The following is a 19041-nucleotide window of genomic DNA, read 5'->3' on the forward strand; positions in this document are numbered from 1 at the left end:
TTGGTTTTTGGGCGAATAGGGAAAAAGCGCGGGGAGGCGGGGCCCGTAGCGATGGTAATGAAAGGAGTCCTCTTTTTCCTGCTCCTGTTTCTCGTGGTCCCCGCAAGGGCGGGGGAGTACTTCATCGAGGCGGAGACATTCAAAGGCTGGCGGATCGTGGAGGGACCGCTGGCGAAGTCCGCGTCCGGTCTGAAGATGCTGGGAGGAAACCCCGGCGCGCCGGAAGCGGTGGCCACGGTGCCGGTCAAAGATGCCGGTCGCTACCATGTGTGGGTCCGCTACCTTTCCCGGGCGGACCGCCGGGCACCGTTCCGGCTGGACCTGTCGGCGGCTGGCAGGGTGATTGGCGGCGAGGTGTTTGACGAAAGCCATGATTCCTCCACGCCCAAGGACGAACTGGGGTGGAAATCCTTCGCCGTGGATCTGCCCGAAGGCGACGTGACGCTGAAGCTGGTCAGGCATCCGTCCAAGGATGGTGCCCCGTCGATGCGGCTCATCGACTGCGTGCTGCTGACGATGGACCCCGCCGCGAAGCCGAACCATCTTCACTACGGTGCGCAGACCTACGTCCGTGTGACCCTGGGGGAGGGATATGACAAGCCCGCCTATATCCACATCTTCGCGGACCACTATCGCGCCCCCTGGTATGCCCATTGGTCGTTGGGAAAGGACGGCGCGGTAGCCGCCACCAGCGTGAAAAAGGAGAGCATGCTGGTCTCCGGGCAGGCCACTCCATGGTGCAACATCACCCCAACCATCTACCAGGACAGCGGTGCGATGCTGTATTTCACCTCCCGGCACGGCTACACGGACACGGCGCCCCACTTGAAGGCCACCATTGAGTTCGCGACCTCCCCGGAGGAATCGGCGGTGGTCCGCCGCTACGAGATCGACAACGCTCCCGGCTCCATGGGCATCTACGTGCCGCCCAACCTGGAGACGGAGGAAAATCGCACTCTGCTGAAACGGGACATCGACCTGGCGATCGGGATCGGAGAAAAAGCCGACCGCCATCCTTGGCCGCAACACGGGCGGAAGGCTGTGAAATTCCCCCTCTTGGTCACCGCTCCCATGGAGCCGTATGGCATCGGCGGGCCGGACCGGCGGGTGCGGGAGCGGGAGTTGAAGACTCTGGACTACTTCGGCTTCAACGGCCCGCACACCCACATCCGGGGGGCTTGGTTCTACAAGGACCGCTCCTATTGCTCTCCGGATCTCGACAAAATACGGACCGAGTTCCGGAAGGCCGCCGCCACGTTCAAGGAGAAAGGAAAGAATGCCGCGGACATCCTGTTCTGCGAACTGATGGATGAACCCACCGGGCAGCCTCTGGAACTCGCCGCCACCCTGCCGTCCTACACGGAGGCCTTCCGCGCATGGCTGCGGGGGAAAGGCCTGTCACCGGCGGATCTGCTCGTCACGGACTGGGAGAAGGTGAACATCATACTCCCGGAGCGGCGGGATGAATTTCCCGCGCTCTATTATTATTCGCAGCTCTTCCGCACCCGGGCGCTGGCGGACTTCATGGCCGTCCAGGGAAAGATCGCGAAGGAGGCGTATGGTGCGGATTTTCCCGTTCTGGCGAATCTCAGCGACGGCGCGATCTATGGCGCGAACTTCTGCCTGCAAGGAGTGAACTATTTTGAAATGCTGGACTCCGACGACCAGAACGCCATCTGGGGCGAGGACTGGGCGAACGGCGCGTCATCCTACCAATGCGCGATGTTCAACGTGGATCTCATGCGGGCGGCGGCGCGCGAGCGGGGGCAGAAGATAGCGCATCACCTCATCGCGCACTCGCGCCGGAAGCCATGGGATGTGAAGTTGAAGGGCACGGGCGGTGTCGCGAGAGGGGTGAAGATCCTCAATAACTTCTGTTATGGTCCGCTGTGGGGATCCCACGAAGGCGGGCCGTGGTTCCGGAGCCATCTGTGGCAAGCCCAGCCGGATACCTGGACTGCCTACGCGGCCCTTTCGCGGGAGATCGGGGCGGTGGAGGATCTGCTGCTGCCGGCGATGCCCGCCCCCGCCGAGGTGGCCCTGCTTTACGGCAGTTCCAGCGATGTATGGTCCGCCGGGGAAAGCTCCGCGCATGGTTTCGAGCGGATGCACACCTGGATGGCCCTGACCCACGCGCAGGTGCCCGTCGATGTCCTGGAGGAACGCCAGATCGAACGCGGGATGTTGGATGGCTACAAGGTGTGCTATCTGGCCGGGCCGAATCTCACCCGTGCCGCCGCCATCCGGTTGAAAGAATGGGTCCGCGCGGGCGGCGCCCTTTTCCTTTCCGCGGGAGCGGCCTCCCGGGACGAATTCAACCGGCCCATGGACATTCTGGAGGAAGTGCTGCCCGCAGTACGCGGTGAACCGTCAGAGACGCAGGTGTTCCGGAGCTCGGGCCGCTATCTTGATACTCTCCGCCCGACCGATACCGTCCGCTGGGGCGGCGGGCAGGCTGAAGTGCTTTGCGTGAAGCAATCGCTTTCGGCGAAGGCGGGAGCGGAAATTTCCGCCACGTTCCAGGACGGCACTCCGGCGATGGTCAGCGGAGGCCGTGTCACCGTCTGCGGATTCCTGCCCGCGCTCAGCTACATCAAGACCGCACTGGATTGCCGCAAGGAAGCGGAGAAAGCCGGGCATCCGCTCACGGAGCGCAGCTACAACCCGTGGGAATTTCCGCCCGCCCTGCGTGAGCTGATCGTGCGTCCGGCGGCATCGGTGCGGTGCCCCGTCGAGTGTTCGCATGCGCTGGTCGATGCCGTCTTCATGCCGGGGGAGCGGGGTGTGGTGGTCCCGCTGTCAAACTACACGCTGGAACCCATCCCGGAACTCACCCTGGGCATTGTTTCCCCGGAGAAGGTCAAGGCGGTGGAATCCGCCGTCCACGGCAAGCTGTCCTTCCACCAGGGTGAAAGGGTGGAGGTGAAGATGCCCCTCGGAAACAACGACTTCCTGATGCTGTGGTTCGAATGAATCCCGTATGAGGAGGAATCGGGATCCGCGGAAAGGCTGATACAGCGGCCAGGCCGCCCGGTGAGACCGCGTTCAGGAAAAATCCCCGTCGTGGAGAATGAAATCGAACGGGTAGGTCCGGCCATCGGACGAAGCCAGTATGGCATTTTCGGGCCGGACATCCGTGGCGATGGCGGAGTCTTTCCTCCAGGTTTGGGTCTGTAGCATCACCAGTTGCGATGGTGGGGAAAAGCGCTCCCAGCCTTCAGCGGCCATCCATTCGGACAAGGCTCCGTTGTCCGGGTTTTCACCAAGGAAGAAGGGCTGCGAAAGCACCAGGAAGTCGCCGTTCCCACCGATGAATTCCAATTCGAGGCCGGTCGGGAAATGACGCTCCGCCAGCCAGAAGCGGAACAGAGATTCGGCCAGTCTGCCGGGCCGCAGCATCCAGCGACGGTCGGCATCGCGATCAATTTTCCAGCCGAATCCGGCTTTCCCCGCAGAGCTGAGCAGCTTGATCACCCGCTGGTTTTCCGGGTCGCCAAACACGACCGCTTCGCCACCACCACCGATCAATGAGAGCGGCCCGTCTGACTCCAGCTCGTGGAAGTCCGCCAGCCGCATCGCCAGGGATCTGCCGAACTCCGGCGTCTCGCGGAAAATGGCGCTCAGTTCGTCTTCGACCTGGCGACCCGCAAGCTTTTCGGCGAAGGCGCTTTGGTCAATGCATCTTCCGGCAGCACGGGCCCACTCCGTGATTCGAGCGTCGCCGAGCGCTGGCGGTTGCGGCGGGTTTGCTCCAGCATTCCCTCCGCCGAAACCCACGGCTGATTCTTCGGTGCCATGCGGAAAGGCTAGCACCCGAGACAGGTTTTTCAAAGTGAAATCCGGCCACGTCATCGGACTTCCATGGTTGCGGGAAAGGTTGCGATTTCAACGCGAATCTCCGGGGAAGCGTCCGGCAGTCCCTTCACGCCAGCAGGTCCTTCACCACATGGCCATGCACGTCCGTCAGGCGGAAGTGGCGGCCGGAGTAGAGATAGGTGAGGCGTTCGTGGTCCAGACCCAGGCAGTGGAGGATGGTGGCCTGGACATCGTGGACGTGGACGGGGTTTTCCACGATGTGGTAGCCGAGTTCGTCGGTCTGGCCGTAGGTCTGTCCGCCCTTGATGCCGCCGCCCGCCATCCAGATGGTGAAGGCGGACGGATGGTGGTCCCGGCCGAGCGAGCGGCCAAGGGAGGGGTTGCTCTCGACCATCGGCGTGCGACCGAACTCGCCGCCCCAGACGACCAGCGTTTCATCGAGAAGACCGCGTTGCTTCAGGTCGGTGACCAGCGCGGAGCTCGCCTGGTCGGTCTCCTTGCAGAGCTTGCCGTGGTTTCCGGCGAGGTCGGAATGTGCGTCCCAGCCCTCGTGGTAGATGTTGATGAAGCGCACGCCGCGCTCGATCATGCGGCGCGCCAGCAGGCAGGCGCGGGCGTAGGTCGGCTTGTTGATGTCCTCGATGCCATAGAGCTCGAGGATATGCTTCGGCTCTCCGGACAAGTCGGTGAGTTCCGGCGCGCTCTGCTGGAGGCGGAACGCCATTTCATGGGAGGCGATGCGGGTGGCGATCTCCGGATCCCCGACCGCGTCGAGCTGGGCGCGGTTGAAGTCGCCGATGAGGTCCAGGGTGGCGCGCTGGAGCTGGCGGTCCACCCCCTTCGGGCTGGCGGTGTTGAGGATGGGATCGCCGGAGTTCCGGAAGCGGACGCCGGAGTGGACGGTGGGGAGGAAGCCGCTGGACCAGTTCGCTGCGCCGCCGCTGATGCCCGCGCCGGTGCTGAGCACGACGAAGGACGGCAGATCCTTGTTCATCGAGCCGAGGCCGTAGGTCACCCATGAGCCGATGCTGGGGCGGCCGGGCTGGAGGAAGCCCGTGTTGAAGAAAATCTGCGCGGGTGCGTGGTTGAACTGGTCCGTTTTGACGGAGCGGATGAAACAGAGGTCGTCCGCGATCTTCGCGGTGTGCGGCAACAGCTCGCTCACCACCGCGCCGGATTGGCCATGTTGGGAGAATTTGAATTTCGACGCCATCACCCCCGCGTCCGGGCGGATGAAGGCCAGCCGCTGGCCGCCGATGACAGATGGTGGCAGGGGCTTGCCGTCGAGCTTCTCCAGCTCCGGCTTCGGGTCGAAGAGGTCGAGCTGCGAAGGGGCGCCCGCCATGAACAGGTGGATCACCGACTTTGCCTTTCCCTGGAAGTGGGGTTGGAGCGGCTGCGGGGCCATGGCGGAGGCGGCGCGGACCAGCGGATTCGCCATCAGGGAGGCGAGTCCGATCTTGCCAAGTCCCATCCCGCACTCGCGGAGAAACCAGCGGCGGCTGACGGACCCGTGCGGATCGAAATATCGGCTCTGGCAGTTCATGGGGTCAGTTCTTGGTGATGGTTTCGTCCAGATTGAGGAGCACGCGTGCGACGGTCATCCAGGCGGTCTCTTCCGGCGTGGCCTTGTCCGGCATCAGTTCGCCGGGCATCAGTTCGCCCTTCCGGATGCGGTCGAGCTGGTCCGAGTAAAAGGTTGCGAGTTTCCTGGTCTCATCCGCTGTCGGCGGGCGGGTGAGGCAGCGTTGGAAGGCGTAGGCGGACTTCTCCTCCGGTGTCCCCGGATGTGCGGCGACCTTCTTCCCAAGTGCACGCGCGGTCTCGACAAAGACCTCGTCATTGAGGAGGACGAGCGATTGGAGGGGCGTGTTCGAGACTTCGCGGCGGGCGACACAGGCTTCTCCGGTCGGTGCGTCGAAGGTCATGAACGAGGCGAAGGGTGCGGAGCGCTTGGCGAAGGTGTAGAGGCCGCGGCGGTAGCGGTCCTCTCCCTCGCTGACCTTCCAGCTCATGCCGCCGTAGGCACCCTCCGTGACGCTCGACGGTTGGGGGGGGCGCACGGACGGGCCGTAAAGTTTTCCGGAGAGGAGGCCGGACGCGCTGAGGGCCAGATCCCGGATCATCTCCGCCTCGATCCTGAGGCGCGGGCCACGGGCGAGCAGGCGGTTCTGCGGATCCTTCTCCAGCAGCTCCGGCGTGATGCGGGAGTCCTGCCGGTAGGTGGAACTGGTGACGATGAGACGGTGCAGCTTTTTCATCGACCAGCCGTTCTCCACGAAGTTCACGGCCAGCCAGTCGAGCAATTCGGGATGGCTGGGAACTTCACCCTGGAAGCCGAAGTCATCCAGCGTCTTCACCAGTCCGGTGCCGAAGAACGCCTGCCACTGGCGGTTGACGGTCACCCGTGCGGTGAGCGGATTCTCGGGTGATACCAGCCACTTCGCGAATCCCAGCCGGTTCGCCGGTTGGCCCGGTGCCAGCGGAGGGAGGAAGGCGGGCACGTGAGGCTGGATTTCCTGGGCCGGCTGGGTGAATTCGCCGCGGTTGTGCAGGCGTGTCTTGCGGAAATGTTCGGTTCGTTCGCGCATGACAAGCGTGCGCTGCGGGGTGATTGGCTTGAACAGATCGCGGATCGGCTTGCCCGCTTCCGCGAGCTGCGGGGCATCCAGCAGGAACTGGCGGAAAAGCTTCGCCCGGTCGTCCGCGGTCAGTTCGGGTTTCGCGAGTGCCTCCTCCAGTTCCGGAGACAGGACGCGGGCGGTCGTTTTTTGTGATGCGCTGGTGGCGGAGATGCGGAACTTGCCGAGGGTGGAGGCGTAGTAGCGGCCCATCTTCAGCTCGATGACGAGATCGCCCGCAGCAGGCAGTGGTTCCGCGAGCAGGATGACGGCGGTTTGGTTTTCACCCACCCTTTCCTTGATCGTCCAACCGGTGAGGTCGTTGCCATTGATCGCGAGCCTGGCATCCCCGGTGGTCGAGCTGGCATCGGCCAGCTTGATGTCCTTGCCGTCCGCTTTCACGGTGAAACTGTAGAGGAAGAAATCCCCCGGGGTGCCCTCGTAGTACACCTTTCCAGGGCCGAAGCCGGGCAGGCGCTTGTCTGTCAGCGTTTCCAACCGCAGGGCGGTGATTCCCGCCGGAGCGTTTTTATAGGTGAGGGTGAAGCGGTCATCCTTTGAGGTGTCGCCGGAAACGAACACAGAGCCGTCCGGCTCGTTGCTGAGGATGGGTTCGTTGGAATCGAGCGTCGTGGCAGTGAGGGTGGCCCACGGCACGGTTTCGGCGCGGCCTTTCTCCAGCCATTGGTTGAACGCGTGATCGATCGCCTGCTTGCGGCGCTCGTCGTCCGTGAGCTGCTGCGGTGGCGCGATGAGTTCCTTGCCGAACGAGACACGGACACGGCCGATGGTGTGATGGCCTCCGAAGTTCTGGACGAGGCGCACCTTGAACTCCCGCTCGCCGGTGCCGGACGGCTTCTCCAGGTGGAACACGGCGGCGCGGTCCTTCTTGTGCGAGCCGCCCTCCACCTGCACCGCCCAACCGGTGTCCTCCTTGCCATCGATGGCGGCGGCCACCGGGTAACCGGACTGCTCCGCATCGGCGGACGCTTTGGAGAAGGTGATCCGTTCCCATTCTCCGGTGGCGCCTTTCGGGCGGGTGAAAAGCTCCAGCTCACTCAGTACGAAGTTCCCATGGCCGGTCCGGCCGGGGCCGCCGGACACGATCTTCTTGTCCGCCAGTGTTTCGATCCGCAGGCGGTCCGCATTTGCCGGATCCGCCGTGAGGAGCAGCTCGTAGGTTTCCTTTTCCGGACCTTGGGCGGTGAACAGCGCGGAGTGGTCGGCCTGGATCTTTGGCAGTTCTCCGGACGCGGAGGTGACGGAAGAGAGGCGGGGAGTGGACCAGTCCGCATCCGCCGGTTTTTCCAGCGGCCACTTGGACGGCAGCGCGGTGATCATTTCCTCCGCCCGTTTCGCCCGCTTCGCCTCGCGCTCCGGCAGTGTGGCGTCCGGCAGATCATGGTTGATGTCATCGGCATTGTTCAGGAATGCCATGATGCCGAAGTATTCCGTGTGCAGGATGGGATCGTATTTGTGCGTGTGGCACTGGGCGCAACCCAGGGTGAGGCCCAGCCAGGTGGTGCCGGTGGTGGCCACACGGTCCGCCATCGCATGGTAGCGGAACTCCAGCGGATCGTTTCCGCCCTCTTCGTTGAGCATGCTGTTGCGGTGGAAGCCGGTGGCGGTGACGTCCTCTGTCGTGGCTCCCGGCAGCATGTCACCGGCGAGCTGCTTCACGGTGAACTGGTCGAAGGGCATGTCGCCGTTGAGCGCGCGGATCACCCAGTCCCGGTAGGGCCAGATCTGGCGTTCGCGGTCCTTCTCGTAACCATTGGTGTCGGCGTACCGGGCGAGGTCGAGCCAGCGGCGCGCCCAGCGTTCACCGTAGGCGGGGGATGCCAACAGGCGGTCCACCACCTTTTCATAGGCGTCCGGAGAGGCGTCCTTGGCGAATGCCTCCGCTTCCTCCGGGGAGGGCGGCAGGCCGGTGAGATCAAGCGTCACCCGCCGGATCAACTGGTATTTCCCGGCCTCCGCAGAGGGCTTCAGGTTCATCGCCGCGAGTTTCCTGCGGATGAATTCGTCGATGCCGTGCGGCTTGCCGTCCGACTCGGGGGCGACGAAAGACCAATGGGGCCGGTACTCCGCCCCGGAAGCGATCCATTGCTCCAGGATTTTCTTTTCCGCGTCCGTCAGTTCCATCTTCGCGCTGGCGGGCGGCATGCGGTCATCCGGGTCCGCGGCGTGCAGCCGTTTGATGAATTCACTTTCCGCAGGCTTGCCGGGAACGATGGCGATTTCACCGGACTTCCCTTCGCCCAGCGCGGCGTTCCGCTCGTCCAGCCGCAGTTTCCCCTTGCGGGTGCCCTCGTCCGGACCGTGGCACTTGAAGCAGCGGTTGGACAGGATCGGCCGGACGTCACGCGCGAAGTCGGGCTTTTCCGCAGCATGGGCGGAGGCAGCGACGGCGAACGCGGCGAGGGCTCGTAAGGCAGGTTGGGTTTTACGGGACCGCATTTTGGGATTTACTATAATAAATGGATCGCGGCGGGTTGCTTTCATGAAACCAGGAATTTCCTCCGGCGGGCTCCCACCTGCGGGTGAGGGAACTGACACAAAGAAATCGCAGGATCGGGACGTTTTGGCTCCAATGGTCCGCATCATGCACTCAGTCCGTTTCATCCGCCTTTTTCAGGCGACCGGTTTGGCCGTCATCCTGTCGTCTCCTGCAAGCGCGGAGCCGCTTGTCAAAAACAGTGGCTTCGACAAGGAGCTGGGGGCCTGGGAATGCGATGAAGGAAAGATCGTCGCCGATCCCGATGAAAAGGGTAACTCGTTGTTGGAGGTGGAACTGGATGGTGGAGTCTTTGGACTCACCCAGGACTTCAAATGGCCGGCCGGAAAAAAGTCGCTTGCACTTTCCTTCCGGGTGAAAGCCAGCACCGCTTCGAAGGATTCTCCGGTCCAGTGGAGGCTGCGGCTTTACGATGCTGAGGGTAACTCCGGGATCATGGCGGGGGGAAAGATCACGGAGAGCGGCGGATGGATCATCGTGACGAAGACCATCCCACGTCCGGAAGGGGGCGTCACTTCCCTGATGCTCGAAAGCAACCGTGGAGAAGGAAAACTGTGGATCGACGATCTGAAGGTCGAGTGAGCGGATGGGTCAGCGGGCGAGATATGCGCGCCAACCACGGAGGTGGGTGATTTCCTCCGCCCCATCCAGTGCCCGGGGTTCCGCGATGAATCCGGGCAGCGACTCGCCTGATGCCAGCGTCACTTTTCCGATGCCCAGCGGGGCGGGGATTTTCGAGACGAAATCACCGAATGCGGCGGGATCCAGCGACCAGACCTCCACTTTGATGGCCGCCCCATTTTCGGCGTCATGGACCATCGCGGGTCGTGCCGGGATGCTTCCTCCGGCAGGCATGGCGAACAACCGGTAGTGTGGGGATGTCTCGGTCCGTTGGACGAAAACCGCACCACGGTCCGCCAGTTGGTGATGGAGGGCCAGTCCTTCCAGATGCGCGCCGCAGACCACGACGGGGATCCGGATTTCCTCTTCCGTGAGAGTTTCCGGAAGCGGCTGGTTGGTGAACTTTCCGGCGAGACGCAGTAGGTCCTCGTCCGTCCCGGCCGGTGCGGCGAGGGTCACGCCCCAAGGCAGCCTGCCATCCCGGGCGAACCCGGTGGGGACCGCGACTGCGGCCAGATCCAGCAGGTTCATGAAATTCGTGTAACGACCGAGCACGGAGTTCGTCCGGATGGGATCGGCCAGCACTTCCTCCACCGTGTAGAGGCAGGGGGTGGTGGGCAGCAGCAGGAAATCCACGCCCTGCCAGATGCCCTCCGCATCGCGGGCGAATTCGCGGAGCTGGTATTGTGCCTTGAAGGTGGCGGCGGCATCCCAGCCGCGGGAGTTCTCCAGGATCTGCTTCGTCACCGGATGGATGGCATCCGGATGGGCTTCCACGAAATCACCGACTGCTGCCCAGCGTTCCGCCACCCACGGGCCTTCGTAGAGCAGCTTCGCGGCGTCCACGAATGGGGTGAGATCAACCTCCACGGCGGTGCCGCCCATTTCCTCCAGCTTGGCGACGGCCTCCGCATAGAGCGCGGGGGTGTCCGGATCACCCGCGAAATCGAGCGACGCGGGAACACCGAAAAGAAAGCCCTCCGTCTCCAGGGAGACCGGCTCGACGTCCCGTGAGAACGGATCGGCCGGATCGAACACGCCGATGATTTCTGAAATGATCGCCGCATCCTCCGGTGTGTTCGCAAAGACGGAGACGCAGTCGAGCGAGCGGCAGGCGGGAACCATGCCGCGGTTGCTGACAAGGCCGCGTGTCGGCTTCCAGCCGATGAGGTTCTGGAATGCGGCGGGTACCCGGCCGGATCCGGCGGTGTCCGTACCGAGTGAGAAGGCGCAGAGTCCGGCGGCGAGCGCCGCGGCACTGCCGGAGCTGGAGCCTCCCGGCAAATAGGCCGCGTCGAAGACATTGCGCGGAATGCCGTAGGGTGAGCGGACCCCTACAAGGCCGGTGGCGAACTGGTCGAGGTTCGCCTTTCCCAGCGGGATCGCACCCGCGGCGCGCAGCAGCCTCACCACCTCGGCATCCTCCGCCGGGGTGTAGGAAAACTCCGCGCAACCGGCGGTGGTCGGCCAACCGGCGACGTCGATGTTGTCCTTCACCACGAAAGGGACGCCCCACAGCGGGAGATCGGCCGGCATCGACTCCACCGCCGCCGCCAGATCGAGCCATTCCTCCTCCGGTGGCAGGTGGATGAAGATGGCCGGGTCATTGTGGGCCTCGATCCGCTTCCGCAGCAGGGAGACCATGCCGGTGGGTGTCAGGGTCCCGTCGGCATAGCTCTGTTTCAGGGAAGGAATGGTCAGCATGGGCGGTCAGAGGATTTTGGCGATGAGGAGCGGCTGGCCCGCTTTCACGGGATTACCTTCGGCGGTGAGGATTTCGATGATCTCCAGCGTCTCGTCGGACTCCACCGGAATCTCCATTTTCATCGCCTCCAGGACAATCGCCGGATCGCCCGCGGCCAGTTTGTCCCCGGGCTTCACCTCGATCTTCCAGACATTTCCCGTCACCGGGCTTTCGAGGACGATGGCACCTTCCGGGATCGTGATTTCCTGCTCGGCGGATGTCTCCGTTTCCGCAGGAGAGTCAAGGTGCAGTCCGGCGTCCTCCCATCGTTGGCGTTCGTCGGCGAAGGCCTGGCGCTGGGTGGCGCGGAAGGCATCGATCTCCCCGGAGTGGATCTCCAGGAACGTCTCGTAGTCGGCGTAGCGGAAGACCGTCGGCTCGATGCGGATGCGGTGGCGGCCGAGCGGGACTTCCTCACGGAGCTGGAGCAACTCTTCCGGTGAAACCTCGTAAAACCGGAGCTGATCGAAGAACCGGAGCAGCCACGGCTTTTCGAAATCCGGGGTCTGCCGCCAACGGTTCCACATCTGGATGGTGCGGCCGGTGAACTGGTAGCCTCCCGGCCCCTCCATGCCATAGACGCAGAGGTAGGCACCACCGATGCCGACGGCGTTCTCCGGCGTCCACGTCCGGGCGGGGTTGTATTTCGTCGTGACCAGACGGTGCCGGGGATCCAGCGGGGTGGCGACGGGCGCGCCGAGATAGACATCGCCCAGACCCATGACCAGATAGCTGGCATCGAAGAAGATCCGCTTCACATCGTCGATGGAATCCAGACCGTTGATGCGGCGGATGAACTCCAGGTTGCTGGGGCACCACGGGGCCTTCGGGTTCACGCCCACCATGTAGCGGCGGATCGCCTCCTTCGTGCTGGGGTCATCCCAACTGATCGGCAGGTGGACGATGCGGGCGGGCACCTCGATCTGTTCCAGCGGTGGCAGTGCGGCGATGCCGTGGCGGATGGTTTCCCGGAGCGTGTCGCGGGAGATCACCGTGCCGTCGAAATGGATCTGCAGCGAGCGGATGCCGGGCGTGAGGTCAATGATGCCCTTCAGCTTCTGCTTCTGCAGCCATTGGTAGACGACGTGGGCCTTGAAGCGGAGCTTCAGGTCGAGCAGGTGCGGACCGAACTCGATGAGCAGGTAGCGGTCCCCGGCGCGGCGGATCACCACCTTGTCATCCCCTTCGCCGAAGGAGTCCAGGATCGCGGAGTGAAGATCCAACGGCGCGGGTTCCGGGTCAGGCAGGGTGTCGATGTCTCCGTCGAGAAAGCCGGAAAGAGCCTCCGCCTGGCGGTCCGCCCACGCCTCGTCCACCGGGATGAAGGTGATCTTGTCACCCGGCCGGATCTGGCCGAGCTTCCACAGCTCCGCGTCCACCACCACCACCGGACAGACGAAGCCGCCGAGGCTGGGACCGTCCGGACCGAGGATCACCGGCATGTCCCCGGTGAAGTCCACCGCGCCGATGGCGTAGGCATTGTCGTGGAGGTTGGACGGATGAAGCCCCGCCTCGCCGCCATCCGTGCGCGCCCACTTCGGCTTCGGTCCGATGAGCCGGACCCCGGTCCGGGCGGAGTTGTAGTGGACCTCCCATGGGGTGGCGAAGAAGGTGGAGATGTCTTCCGGAAGGAAGAACTCCGGTGCGCCGTGCGGCCCGTAGAGCACGCCGATTTTCCATTCGCGGGTATAGGGTAAGCGGGAAGGGCACTCCTGTCCTTCCATCTCGGGATCGGCGGATCCGATCCCGATCACATCCCCGGGCAGCAACGCCCTTCCGCCATGTCCTCCGAACCTCCCCAGTGTGAAGGTGGATTTGCTCCCGAGATAATCCGGTGCCTCGATGCCTCCGGCGATGGCCAGGTAGGCGCGCAGGCCGCTTTCCTCGATCTTGCCGATCTTGAGGGTGTCGCCCGGAGCTACGGTGAATGCCGTATTCGGAGCGACGGATTCGCCGTTCTTCAGGATCAGGACGGGTGGTCCCGCGATGGCGATGGTAGCGGCGGTGTTGAAGCGGAGCGACGGCCCCGCCATGGTGATCTCCAGGGCGGCGGTGCCGACCGCATTTCCGACCATGCGGTTCGCGCGGCGGAAGGTGAGGGAATCCATCGGCCCGGATGGCGGCACGCCCACCTCCCACAGTCCGGTCCGGCCCGGCCAGTCCTGGATCGTGGTCATGGTGCCACCGGAAAGGACGTCGAAGGTGGTGGGATGGTAGCCGAAGGAGGCCATGTCCCGCATGGCGACGCCGCCATCGGTGAACGGCTGCCAGCGTGCCACCTGGCGGAGGTAGCGCAGGTTCGTCTCGATGCCCGAAACGCGGGAATCATCGAGGGCGGTCGCGAGGTCGCGGATGGCCGTGGCGCGGTCCGCGGAATGGACCATGATCTTTCCGAGCAGCGGGTCGTAGAACGGGCTGACCTCCGTTCCGGCGGAGATCCAGTGGTCGGTGCGGGTGTTGACGGGAAACTCCACCTCCGTGAGCAGCCCGGCGCTGGGGCGGAAGTTCTGGTTGGGGTCTTCCGCGTAGAGGCGGGCCTGGATGGCGTGGCCCTTCGGCTCCGGTGCCGTGGATGGCAGGGTGAAGGACGGATCGAGCGCGAGCCGCGCCATCCATTCCACCAGGTCGATGCCGGTGACCAGCTCGGTGACGCCGTGCTCCACCTGGAGGCGGGTGTTCACCTCCAGGAAATAGAATTCGGTACGGTCCGCATCGTAGATGAATTCCACCGTTCCGGCGGAGCGGTAGCTCAGGCTTTTCCCCAGCTCCACGGCGGCATGGTGCAGCGCGGCCCGTGTTTCCTCCGAAAGGAGCGGGGCGGGCGTTTCCTCGAAGACCTTCTGGTTGCGCCGCTGGACGGAGCAGTCGCGCTCTCCCAGGGCCAGCACATGGCCGTTCCCATCGCCGAAGATCTGGACCTCCACATGGCGTCCGCGCTGGACGTAGCGTTCCAGGAATACAGCTCCGGAGCCGAAGCTGCGCTGGCTGAGGCGGACCACGGACTCGAACTCACGGCGGAGTTCCTCCTCCGAATGGCAGATCTTCATGCCGATGCCGCCACCGCCAGCGGTGGATTTCAGCATCAGCGGGAAGCCCAGCTTCTCCGCGGCGGCGATGGCCGCATCCACGTCCTCCAGCAGGTCGGTGCCCGGGACGAGCGGCACGCCCGCGTCTCCGGCGAGACGGCGCGCCTCATGTTTCAGGCCGAAGGCGATGATCTGCTCCGGCGTCGGTCCCAGCCAGCGGATGCCGTTGTCCTCACAGAGCTTCGCGAAGTCCGTGTTCTCACTGAGCAGGCCGTAGCCGGGAAAGACCGCGGAGGCCCCTGCCTCCTTGGCTATTTCCAGCAGCCTGTCCTTCAGCAGGTAGCTTTCCGAAACCGGGCCGGGTCCGAGCCGGTGGGCCTCGTCCGCCAGATCGACATGCGGGGAGGCGGCGTCGGGGTCCGAATAGACGGCGATGCTCTGGTAGCCGAGTTTTTTGAAGGTGCGGATCGCGCGCGCGGCGATCTCCCCCCGGTTGGCGATGAGGATTTTCGGGGTCATGTCAGGAAATGGAAACTTCGACCGGAGTGGGGTTCCAACCGTTGCAAGGGTTGTTGAGCTGTGGGCAGTTCGAGATCAGGCAGACCACGTCCATGCGGGCGACCATTTCGACGTAGCAGCCGGGGGCGGAGATGCCGTCGGCAAAGGTGAGCTGCCCGTCCCGGGTGACGGGGACGTTCATGAAGAAGTTGATGTTGCTGGTGATGTCCCGCTTGGTGAGCTCCACCTTCCACTCCTGCGCGCCGCGGATGAAGCTGTCCCGGCAGGCATGCATGCACTCCTTGTCATGGGCGTAGCGCATCGTGTTCGCTTCGCGGGAGCATGCCCCGCCGAGGGTATCGTGGCGGCCGCAGGTATCCCCGGTGATCTCCAGCAGGACGTTGCCCTCCGTGCTCATGATCCGGGTGCCGGTGGTGAGGTAGAGGGACTTCTGGGTCTGGATGGTCTGGTCAGCGCTGTAGCGCTCCGTGGGATCCGCCGCGCTGAAGAACAGGGTGTCTGCGGCCTGGTTGCCCTCCAGATCTGTGATGCGGAGCGTCTGGCCTTTCTTGATTTCGTGGACCCACCAGTCGCCGGCGGGAATGACGTGCTTGTGGCTCATGGTTGGGAAAGGGTGAGGAAGGTTTCGTTGTTTTCGTGGGCGCGGAGATTCTCCGGGCGGATGGTGAGCGATGGATCATCCACGGATGGTGGCGACCCGGCGAATACCTCCAGCTTCACCTCCGTGGGCCGGTAGGCCGGATGCGGATCGAACGGGTGCTGGCAGGTGTTGAGGACAACGAGGGTGTCCAGCTCGAAGCGCAGCTCGACATGGTCGCCGGGCTTCGAGTTGCCGGGCACGAAATCGAGTTTTCCTTCCTCATCCGCCACCACCTTGCTGAACAGGTTCAGGTTCGGGACGAGGTCCTTCTTGCCGAGTCCCCACTTGCAAAGCTCGATGAGAAAGCCGTCGTGTGCGTTGCGGTTCCAGTCGTTGCGGGCCTGCTGGTAGTTGTTCTCCCCATACTTCTCCAGCACCAGTGCGGAGTTGGAATGCCCGCAAACGGTGTCATGCCAGCCCACGCTGTCCGAGGTGATGGAGGCCAACAGGCGGCCCATATCCGAGTGGATGCAGTAGGGCGCGCGGAGGTAGAAGATGTGCTGCCCCTTCAGCGTGTCGGACATGTGGTAGCGCTCCTGCCGCTCGGTGGCGTGGTAGAGGAGCATGCCTACGTTCGCGCCGCCGGAGAGGTCGGTCAGGCGGAGGCGCTTGCCGCGCGAGATGATGCCGGACCACATGCCGGCGCCGGTGAGCGTGCGCGTGAGGATGGGAGTCATGGTGGATGTCATGGGATGGGATAGGGTTTCACGTGTCCTTTTCGTCAGGCTCCGTCTGGATGGGCGGCAGCAGGGTGCGGGTGAGATTGAGGCGGCCGGCGATCATGCCCTTTGCCGAGCAGCTTGTTCGCGATCATCCGCAGCCGCTTGGCCGGTCCAGGAACACCTGGAGCGAGCTGATGACCTCGCGGATGTGCTCGTGCTGGATGTCGGTGATCTGCTGTTTGATGCCGGCCCGCTTGTGGTCGTAGAAAAGGGTGATGGTTCCGGCCATCAGCGAGTTGCCCTTCAGGCTGTAGTAGTCGGAGATGTGCTGGTTGAGGACCTCCGCGATGGCATGGGAGCGGTTGACGAAACCGCGTTCCTCCATCAGGTCCCCGAACTGGGTGTGCAGCTCGTCCGAGATCGAGATGGTGACCCTGTGGGCGAGTTTTTCCTTTGGTCGGCGGGTGATCGGCATGCGCATCTCCGCAAAGCACGAACCCTGCCGGATTCAGGATTTCCGGAGAAATCGTATGATGAATGTGAAATGATCATCATACGATTGCGGGGGCCTCATTCCACGTTGTCGTCCACGTTGGTCATCCGGCCGAAGGGCAGCTTGTCGAACACCGGCTCCGCATGGTCATCCTCCGGGTGGATGATGGTTTCGAGATGGCTCTTGGTGGCGAGGAATTCCGGCGAGCGGAGCTGCGAGTGGTCCCGCGGACGGGGCACGGGAACCTCCAGCACCTCCCGGACACGGCCCGGGCGGGGATCGAGGACGAGGATGCGGTCGGAAAGGAAGATGGCCTCATCCAGATCATGCGTGATGAAGAAGATGGTGATGTCCACGTTCTTCCAGATCTGCAGGAGGTAGGCCTGCATCTGCTGGCGGGTCTGCGGGTCCAGCGCGCCGAACGGCTCGTCCATCAGCAGGATGCGCGGCTCGTTCGCAAGCGCGCGGGCGATCGCGGCGCGCTGCTTCATGCCGCCGCTGAGCTGGTGCGGGTAGGAGTTCTCGAACTTGTCGAGGCCGACGAGGGCCAGCCACTGGCGGGCCTCCGCCTCGTTGGTGAAGTCACTCTTTCCCGCCATGCGGGGGCCGTACATCACGTTCTGCTTCACCGTCAGCCAGGGGAAGAGGGTGTAGCTCTGGAAGACCATGCCACGGTCACGGCCGGGGCCGGTGATGGGGCTGCCATCGACAAGCACCTCTCCGGAAGTCGGTGTTTCGAGTCCCGCGAGGATGCGGATGAGCGTGGATTTCCCGCAGCCCGACTGGCCGAGCACGCACATGAGTTCCCGCCGGTGGACCGTCAGGTTGATGTCCTGCAGCGCGGTCACTTCACCGGCCTTCGAGTCGAACTTCTTGTAAAGTCCGTTGATCTCCAGGATGGGCGGACGCTGGTAGATTTTCCCGAACCGGGCTTTCACCGCAGGGGACTGGTCGAGATGGGACAGGGTTTCCATCGTGCTCATTGGGGCAGGTTTCCGGGAGCGGGTTCACCGGCGACCGGCGTGGGCTTGGAAGGCTTGATCATCCGGATCATCGCCGGGATGCCGGAAAGGATCCTGTCCACGATGCCTTTCTTCGGCTGTTCCGCCCACGGAAAGAAGTAACGGGCGAGGTGGGCGAGGATCTGGTCCATGAGGAAGCCGGACAGCCCGATCATCAGGATGGCGGGATAGACGATGTCGAACTGGAAGCGGCGGCCGTGGGTGTCGATGATCTCCGCCAGTCCGCTCTTGAAGCCGAGGAGTTCCGCGATGACCAGCCAGGTCCAGGCGGTGCTTAGCAACAGGCGCAGATCCTTGTAGAGGTTCGGCAGGATGCCCGGGACGATCACCGTGCGGATGAGCTGGGCGCGGCTGGCACCGAGGGTCTGCGCGGCCTCCAGCAGGGACGGGTCCAGTCCGCGGGTGGTCTTGGCGATGGTCAGGATCGCGCAGGGCAGGGTGCCGAGAAACACAAGCATCACCTTCGGTCCCATATCGAGGCCGAAGATGGCCATCAGCACCACGCCGAACGCGGGGGCCGGCATGTAGCTGAAGAAGTTCACGAACGGCTCCGTGAGCTTCGAGATGAAATCAAATGTTCCGGCGAGGATGCCGATGGGAATGGCGACGGCGATGGCGAGCAGGAAGCCGCAGATGATGGTCCGCCATGATTCACCGTAGCGCTGCAGCAGCGTCTTCCGTTCGGCTCCGGCCTCGGCGCCATCGGCCTTCTTCGCCGTGATGCCTTTCCAGAAAGAGCGGGCGACGACATCCGGAGGGACGAGGAAGACAGGTCGCGAAACTTCCTCCGCCGCCTGTGGCAGCAGCTTCAGCATCGGCTCCGTCGGCCAGCCGGTTCCGGCAGCGGCGAGCATCTCTGCGTTCGCCTTCACGATGGCCAGGTTCCCATCCGTGATGGGTTCCTTCTCCGCCTCCAGCTTTCCGGCGGCGAGGTCGATCCAGGTTTTCCGCAGCGCCTCGTCATCCATGTCCTGTTCGCGGGTGAGCCAGCCGTTGGTGACCGCGACGGGATGGATCTGGCGGACGATCTTCTTACCCTGTCTGGCAGTGGCCGTGGCGGTCCCGCCGGACTCCCGCGCCGCGAGGATCTCCTGGTTGTCCTTTGACACGGCGTCCTGGAACTCCTTCCACGTCTCCGGGGTGAGGCGGTTGCCCGTGGTATAGACGCTCTGCAGCCGGGTGGTCTCCGCCGGAATGGTGATCTGGTAGGCGACCTTCCACCACGGACCGTAGGCGGCAACGCACCAGATGAGCAGCGGCAGGATGAAGGAGCACACCATCAGGACCGTGGCCCGGGTGTGCCCCAGATCTTTCCTCACCGCCCACCAGTTTCCGGAAGAAGGGAATTTCATGTGGGGC

12 protein-coding genes are annotated in these 19041 nt (G+C 63.9%); 2 read left to right on the forward strand and 10 right to left on the reverse strand.

The annotated features are described in order from the left end of the window. The first annotated feature begins 57 nt into the window (after positions 1-57). Positions 58-2973 carry a type 1 glutamine amidotransferase family protein gene (locus OVA24_RS03760; protein WP_267673643.1) on the forward strand — a complete coding sequence of 972 codons (2916 nt, stop codon included), beginning with the start codon at positions 58-60 and terminating at the stop codon, positions 2971-2973. A gap of 72 nt (positions 2974-3045) precedes the next feature. Here OVA24_RS03760 and OVA24_RS03765 read toward each other — a convergent pair whose 3' ends face one another. The 3 genes from OVA24_RS03765 to OVA24_RS03775 form a co-directional block, all read right to left on the reverse strand. Continuing rightward, positions 3046-3852, reverse strand: a complete 807-nt coding sequence (locus OVA24_RS03765; protein WP_267673644.1) for a hypothetical protein — start codon at positions 3850-3852, stop codon at positions 3046-3048. 70 nt (positions 3853-3922) lie between these two features. Beyond that, positions 3923-5362, reverse strand: coding sequence for a DUF1501 domain-containing protein (locus OVA24_RS03770; protein WP_267673645.1), 1440 nt, complete (start codon positions 5360-5362; stop codon positions 3923-3925). 4 nt (positions 5363-5366) lie between these two features. After that, positions 5367-8897 carry a PSD1 and planctomycete cytochrome C domain-containing protein gene (locus OVA24_RS03775; protein WP_267673647.1) on the reverse strand — a complete coding sequence of 1177 codons (3531 nt, stop codon included), beginning with the start codon at positions 8895-8897 and terminating at the stop codon, positions 5367-5369. Between the two features lie 145 nt (positions 8898-9042). Between OVA24_RS03775 and OVA24_RS03780 the strand changes: the two genes are divergently transcribed. Beyond that, positions 9043-9537 carry a hypothetical protein gene (locus tag OVA24_RS03780; protein ID WP_267673649.1) on the forward strand — a complete coding sequence of 165 codons (495 nt, stop codon included), beginning with the start codon at positions 9043-9045 and terminating at the stop codon, positions 9535-9537. Between the two features lie 9 nt (positions 9538-9546). On the opposite strand, the gene atzF is transcribed toward OVA24_RS03780, so the two are convergent. The 7 genes from atzF to OVA24_RS03815 form a co-directional block, all read right to left on the reverse strand. Continuing rightward, entirely contained in the window at positions 9547-11280 is a 1734-nt protein-coding gene (gene atzF, locus OVA24_RS03785) for an allophanate hydrolase (protein ID WP_267673651.1), read from the reverse strand. Between the two features lie 6 nt (positions 11281-11286). Further along, positions 11287-14865, reverse strand: coding sequence for an urea carboxylase (uca, locus tag OVA24_RS03790; protein ID WP_267673653.1), 3579 nt, complete (start codon positions 14863-14865; stop codon positions 11287-11289). 1 nt (position 14866) lies between these two features. After that, positions 14867-15466, reverse strand: coding sequence for an urea amidolyase associated protein UAAP2 (locus tag OVA24_RS03795; RefSeq protein ID WP_267673655.1), 600 nt, complete (start codon positions 15464-15466; stop codon positions 14867-14869). Beyond that, positions 15463-16182: an urea amidolyase associated protein UAAP1 gene (locus tag OVA24_RS03800; protein WP_267673658.1), complete on the reverse strand. Its 720-nt coding sequence runs from the start codon at positions 16180-16182 to the stop codon at positions 15463-15465. Before OVA24_RS03800 ends, OVA24_RS03795 begins: the two co-directional genes overlap by 4 nt. A gap of 133 nt (positions 16183-16315) precedes the next feature. Next, complete coding sequence (locus OVA24_RS03805) at positions 16316-16642, reverse strand: CopG family ribbon-helix-helix protein (protein ID WP_267673659.1); 327 nt, start codon at positions 16640-16642, stop codon at positions 16316-16318. A gap of 95 nt (positions 16643-16737) precedes the next feature. After that, entirely contained in the window at positions 16738-17643 is a 906-nt protein-coding gene (locus tag OVA24_RS03810) for an ABC transporter ATP-binding protein (protein ID WP_267673661.1), read from the reverse strand. After that, on the reverse strand, positions 17640-19034 hold the full coding sequence (locus OVA24_RS03815) for an ABC transporter permease (protein WP_267673662.1): 1395 nt from the start codon (positions 19032-19034) through the stop codon (positions 17640-17642). Before OVA24_RS03815 ends, OVA24_RS03810 begins: the two co-directional genes overlap by 4 nt. Between the last annotated feature and the right edge of the window lie 7 nt (positions 19035-19041).

The sequence above is a fragment of the Luteolibacter sp. SL250 genome (assembly GCF_026625605.1).
Classification (GTDB): Bacteria; Verrucomicrobiota; Verrucomicrobiia; order Verrucomicrobiales; family Akkermansiaceae; genus Luteolibacter.

Bases quoted from the DNA above. Each gene is read 5' to 3' on its own strand.
- OVA24_RS03775 (WP_267673647.1), bottom strand. From the start codon at position 8,897: ATGCGGTCCCGTAAAACCCAACCTGCCTTACGAGCCCTCGCCGCGTTC.
- OVA24_RS03765 (WP_267673644.1), bottom strand. From the start codon at position 3,852: ATGACGTGGCCGGATTTCACTTTGAAAAACCTGTCTCGGGTGCTAGCC.
- OVA24_RS03805 (WP_267673659.1), bottom strand. From the start codon at position 16,642: ATGCCGATCACCCGCCGACCAAAGGAAAAACTCGCCCACAGGGTCACC.
- atzF (WP_267673651.1), bottom strand. From the start codon at position 11,280: ATGCTGACCATTCCTTCCCTGAAACAGAGCTATGCCGACGGGACCCTG.
- OVA24_RS03795 (WP_267673655.1), bottom strand. From the start codon at position 15,466: ATGAGCCACAAGCACGTCATTCCCGCCGGCGACTGGTGGGTCCACGAA.
- OVA24_RS03800 (WP_267673658.1), bottom strand. From the start codon at position 16,182: ATGACTCCCATCCTCACGCGCACGCTCACCGGCGCCGGCATGTGGTCC.
- OVA24_RS03815 (WP_267673662.1), bottom strand. From the start codon at position 19,034: ATGAAATTCCCTTCTTCCGGAAACTGGTGGGCGGTGAGGAAAGATCTG.
- uca (WP_267673653.1), bottom strand. From the start codon at position 14,865: ATGACCCCGAAAATCCTCATCGCCAACCGGGGGGAGATCGCCGCGCGC.
- OVA24_RS03780 (WP_267673649.1), top strand. From the start codon at position 9,043: ATGCACTCAGTCCGTTTCATCCGCCTTTTTCAGGCGACCGGTTTGGCC.
- OVA24_RS03770 (WP_267673645.1), bottom strand. From the start codon at position 5,362: ATGAACTGCCAGAGCCGATATTTCGATCCGCACGGGTCCGTCAGCCGC.
- OVA24_RS03810 (WP_267673661.1), bottom strand. From the start codon at position 17,643: ATGAGCACGATGGAAACCCTGTCCCATCTCGACCAGTCCCCTGCGGTG.
- OVA24_RS03760 (WP_267673643.1), top strand. From the start codon at position 58: ATGAAAGGAGTCCTCTTTTTCCTGCTCCTGTTTCTCGTGGTCCCCGCA.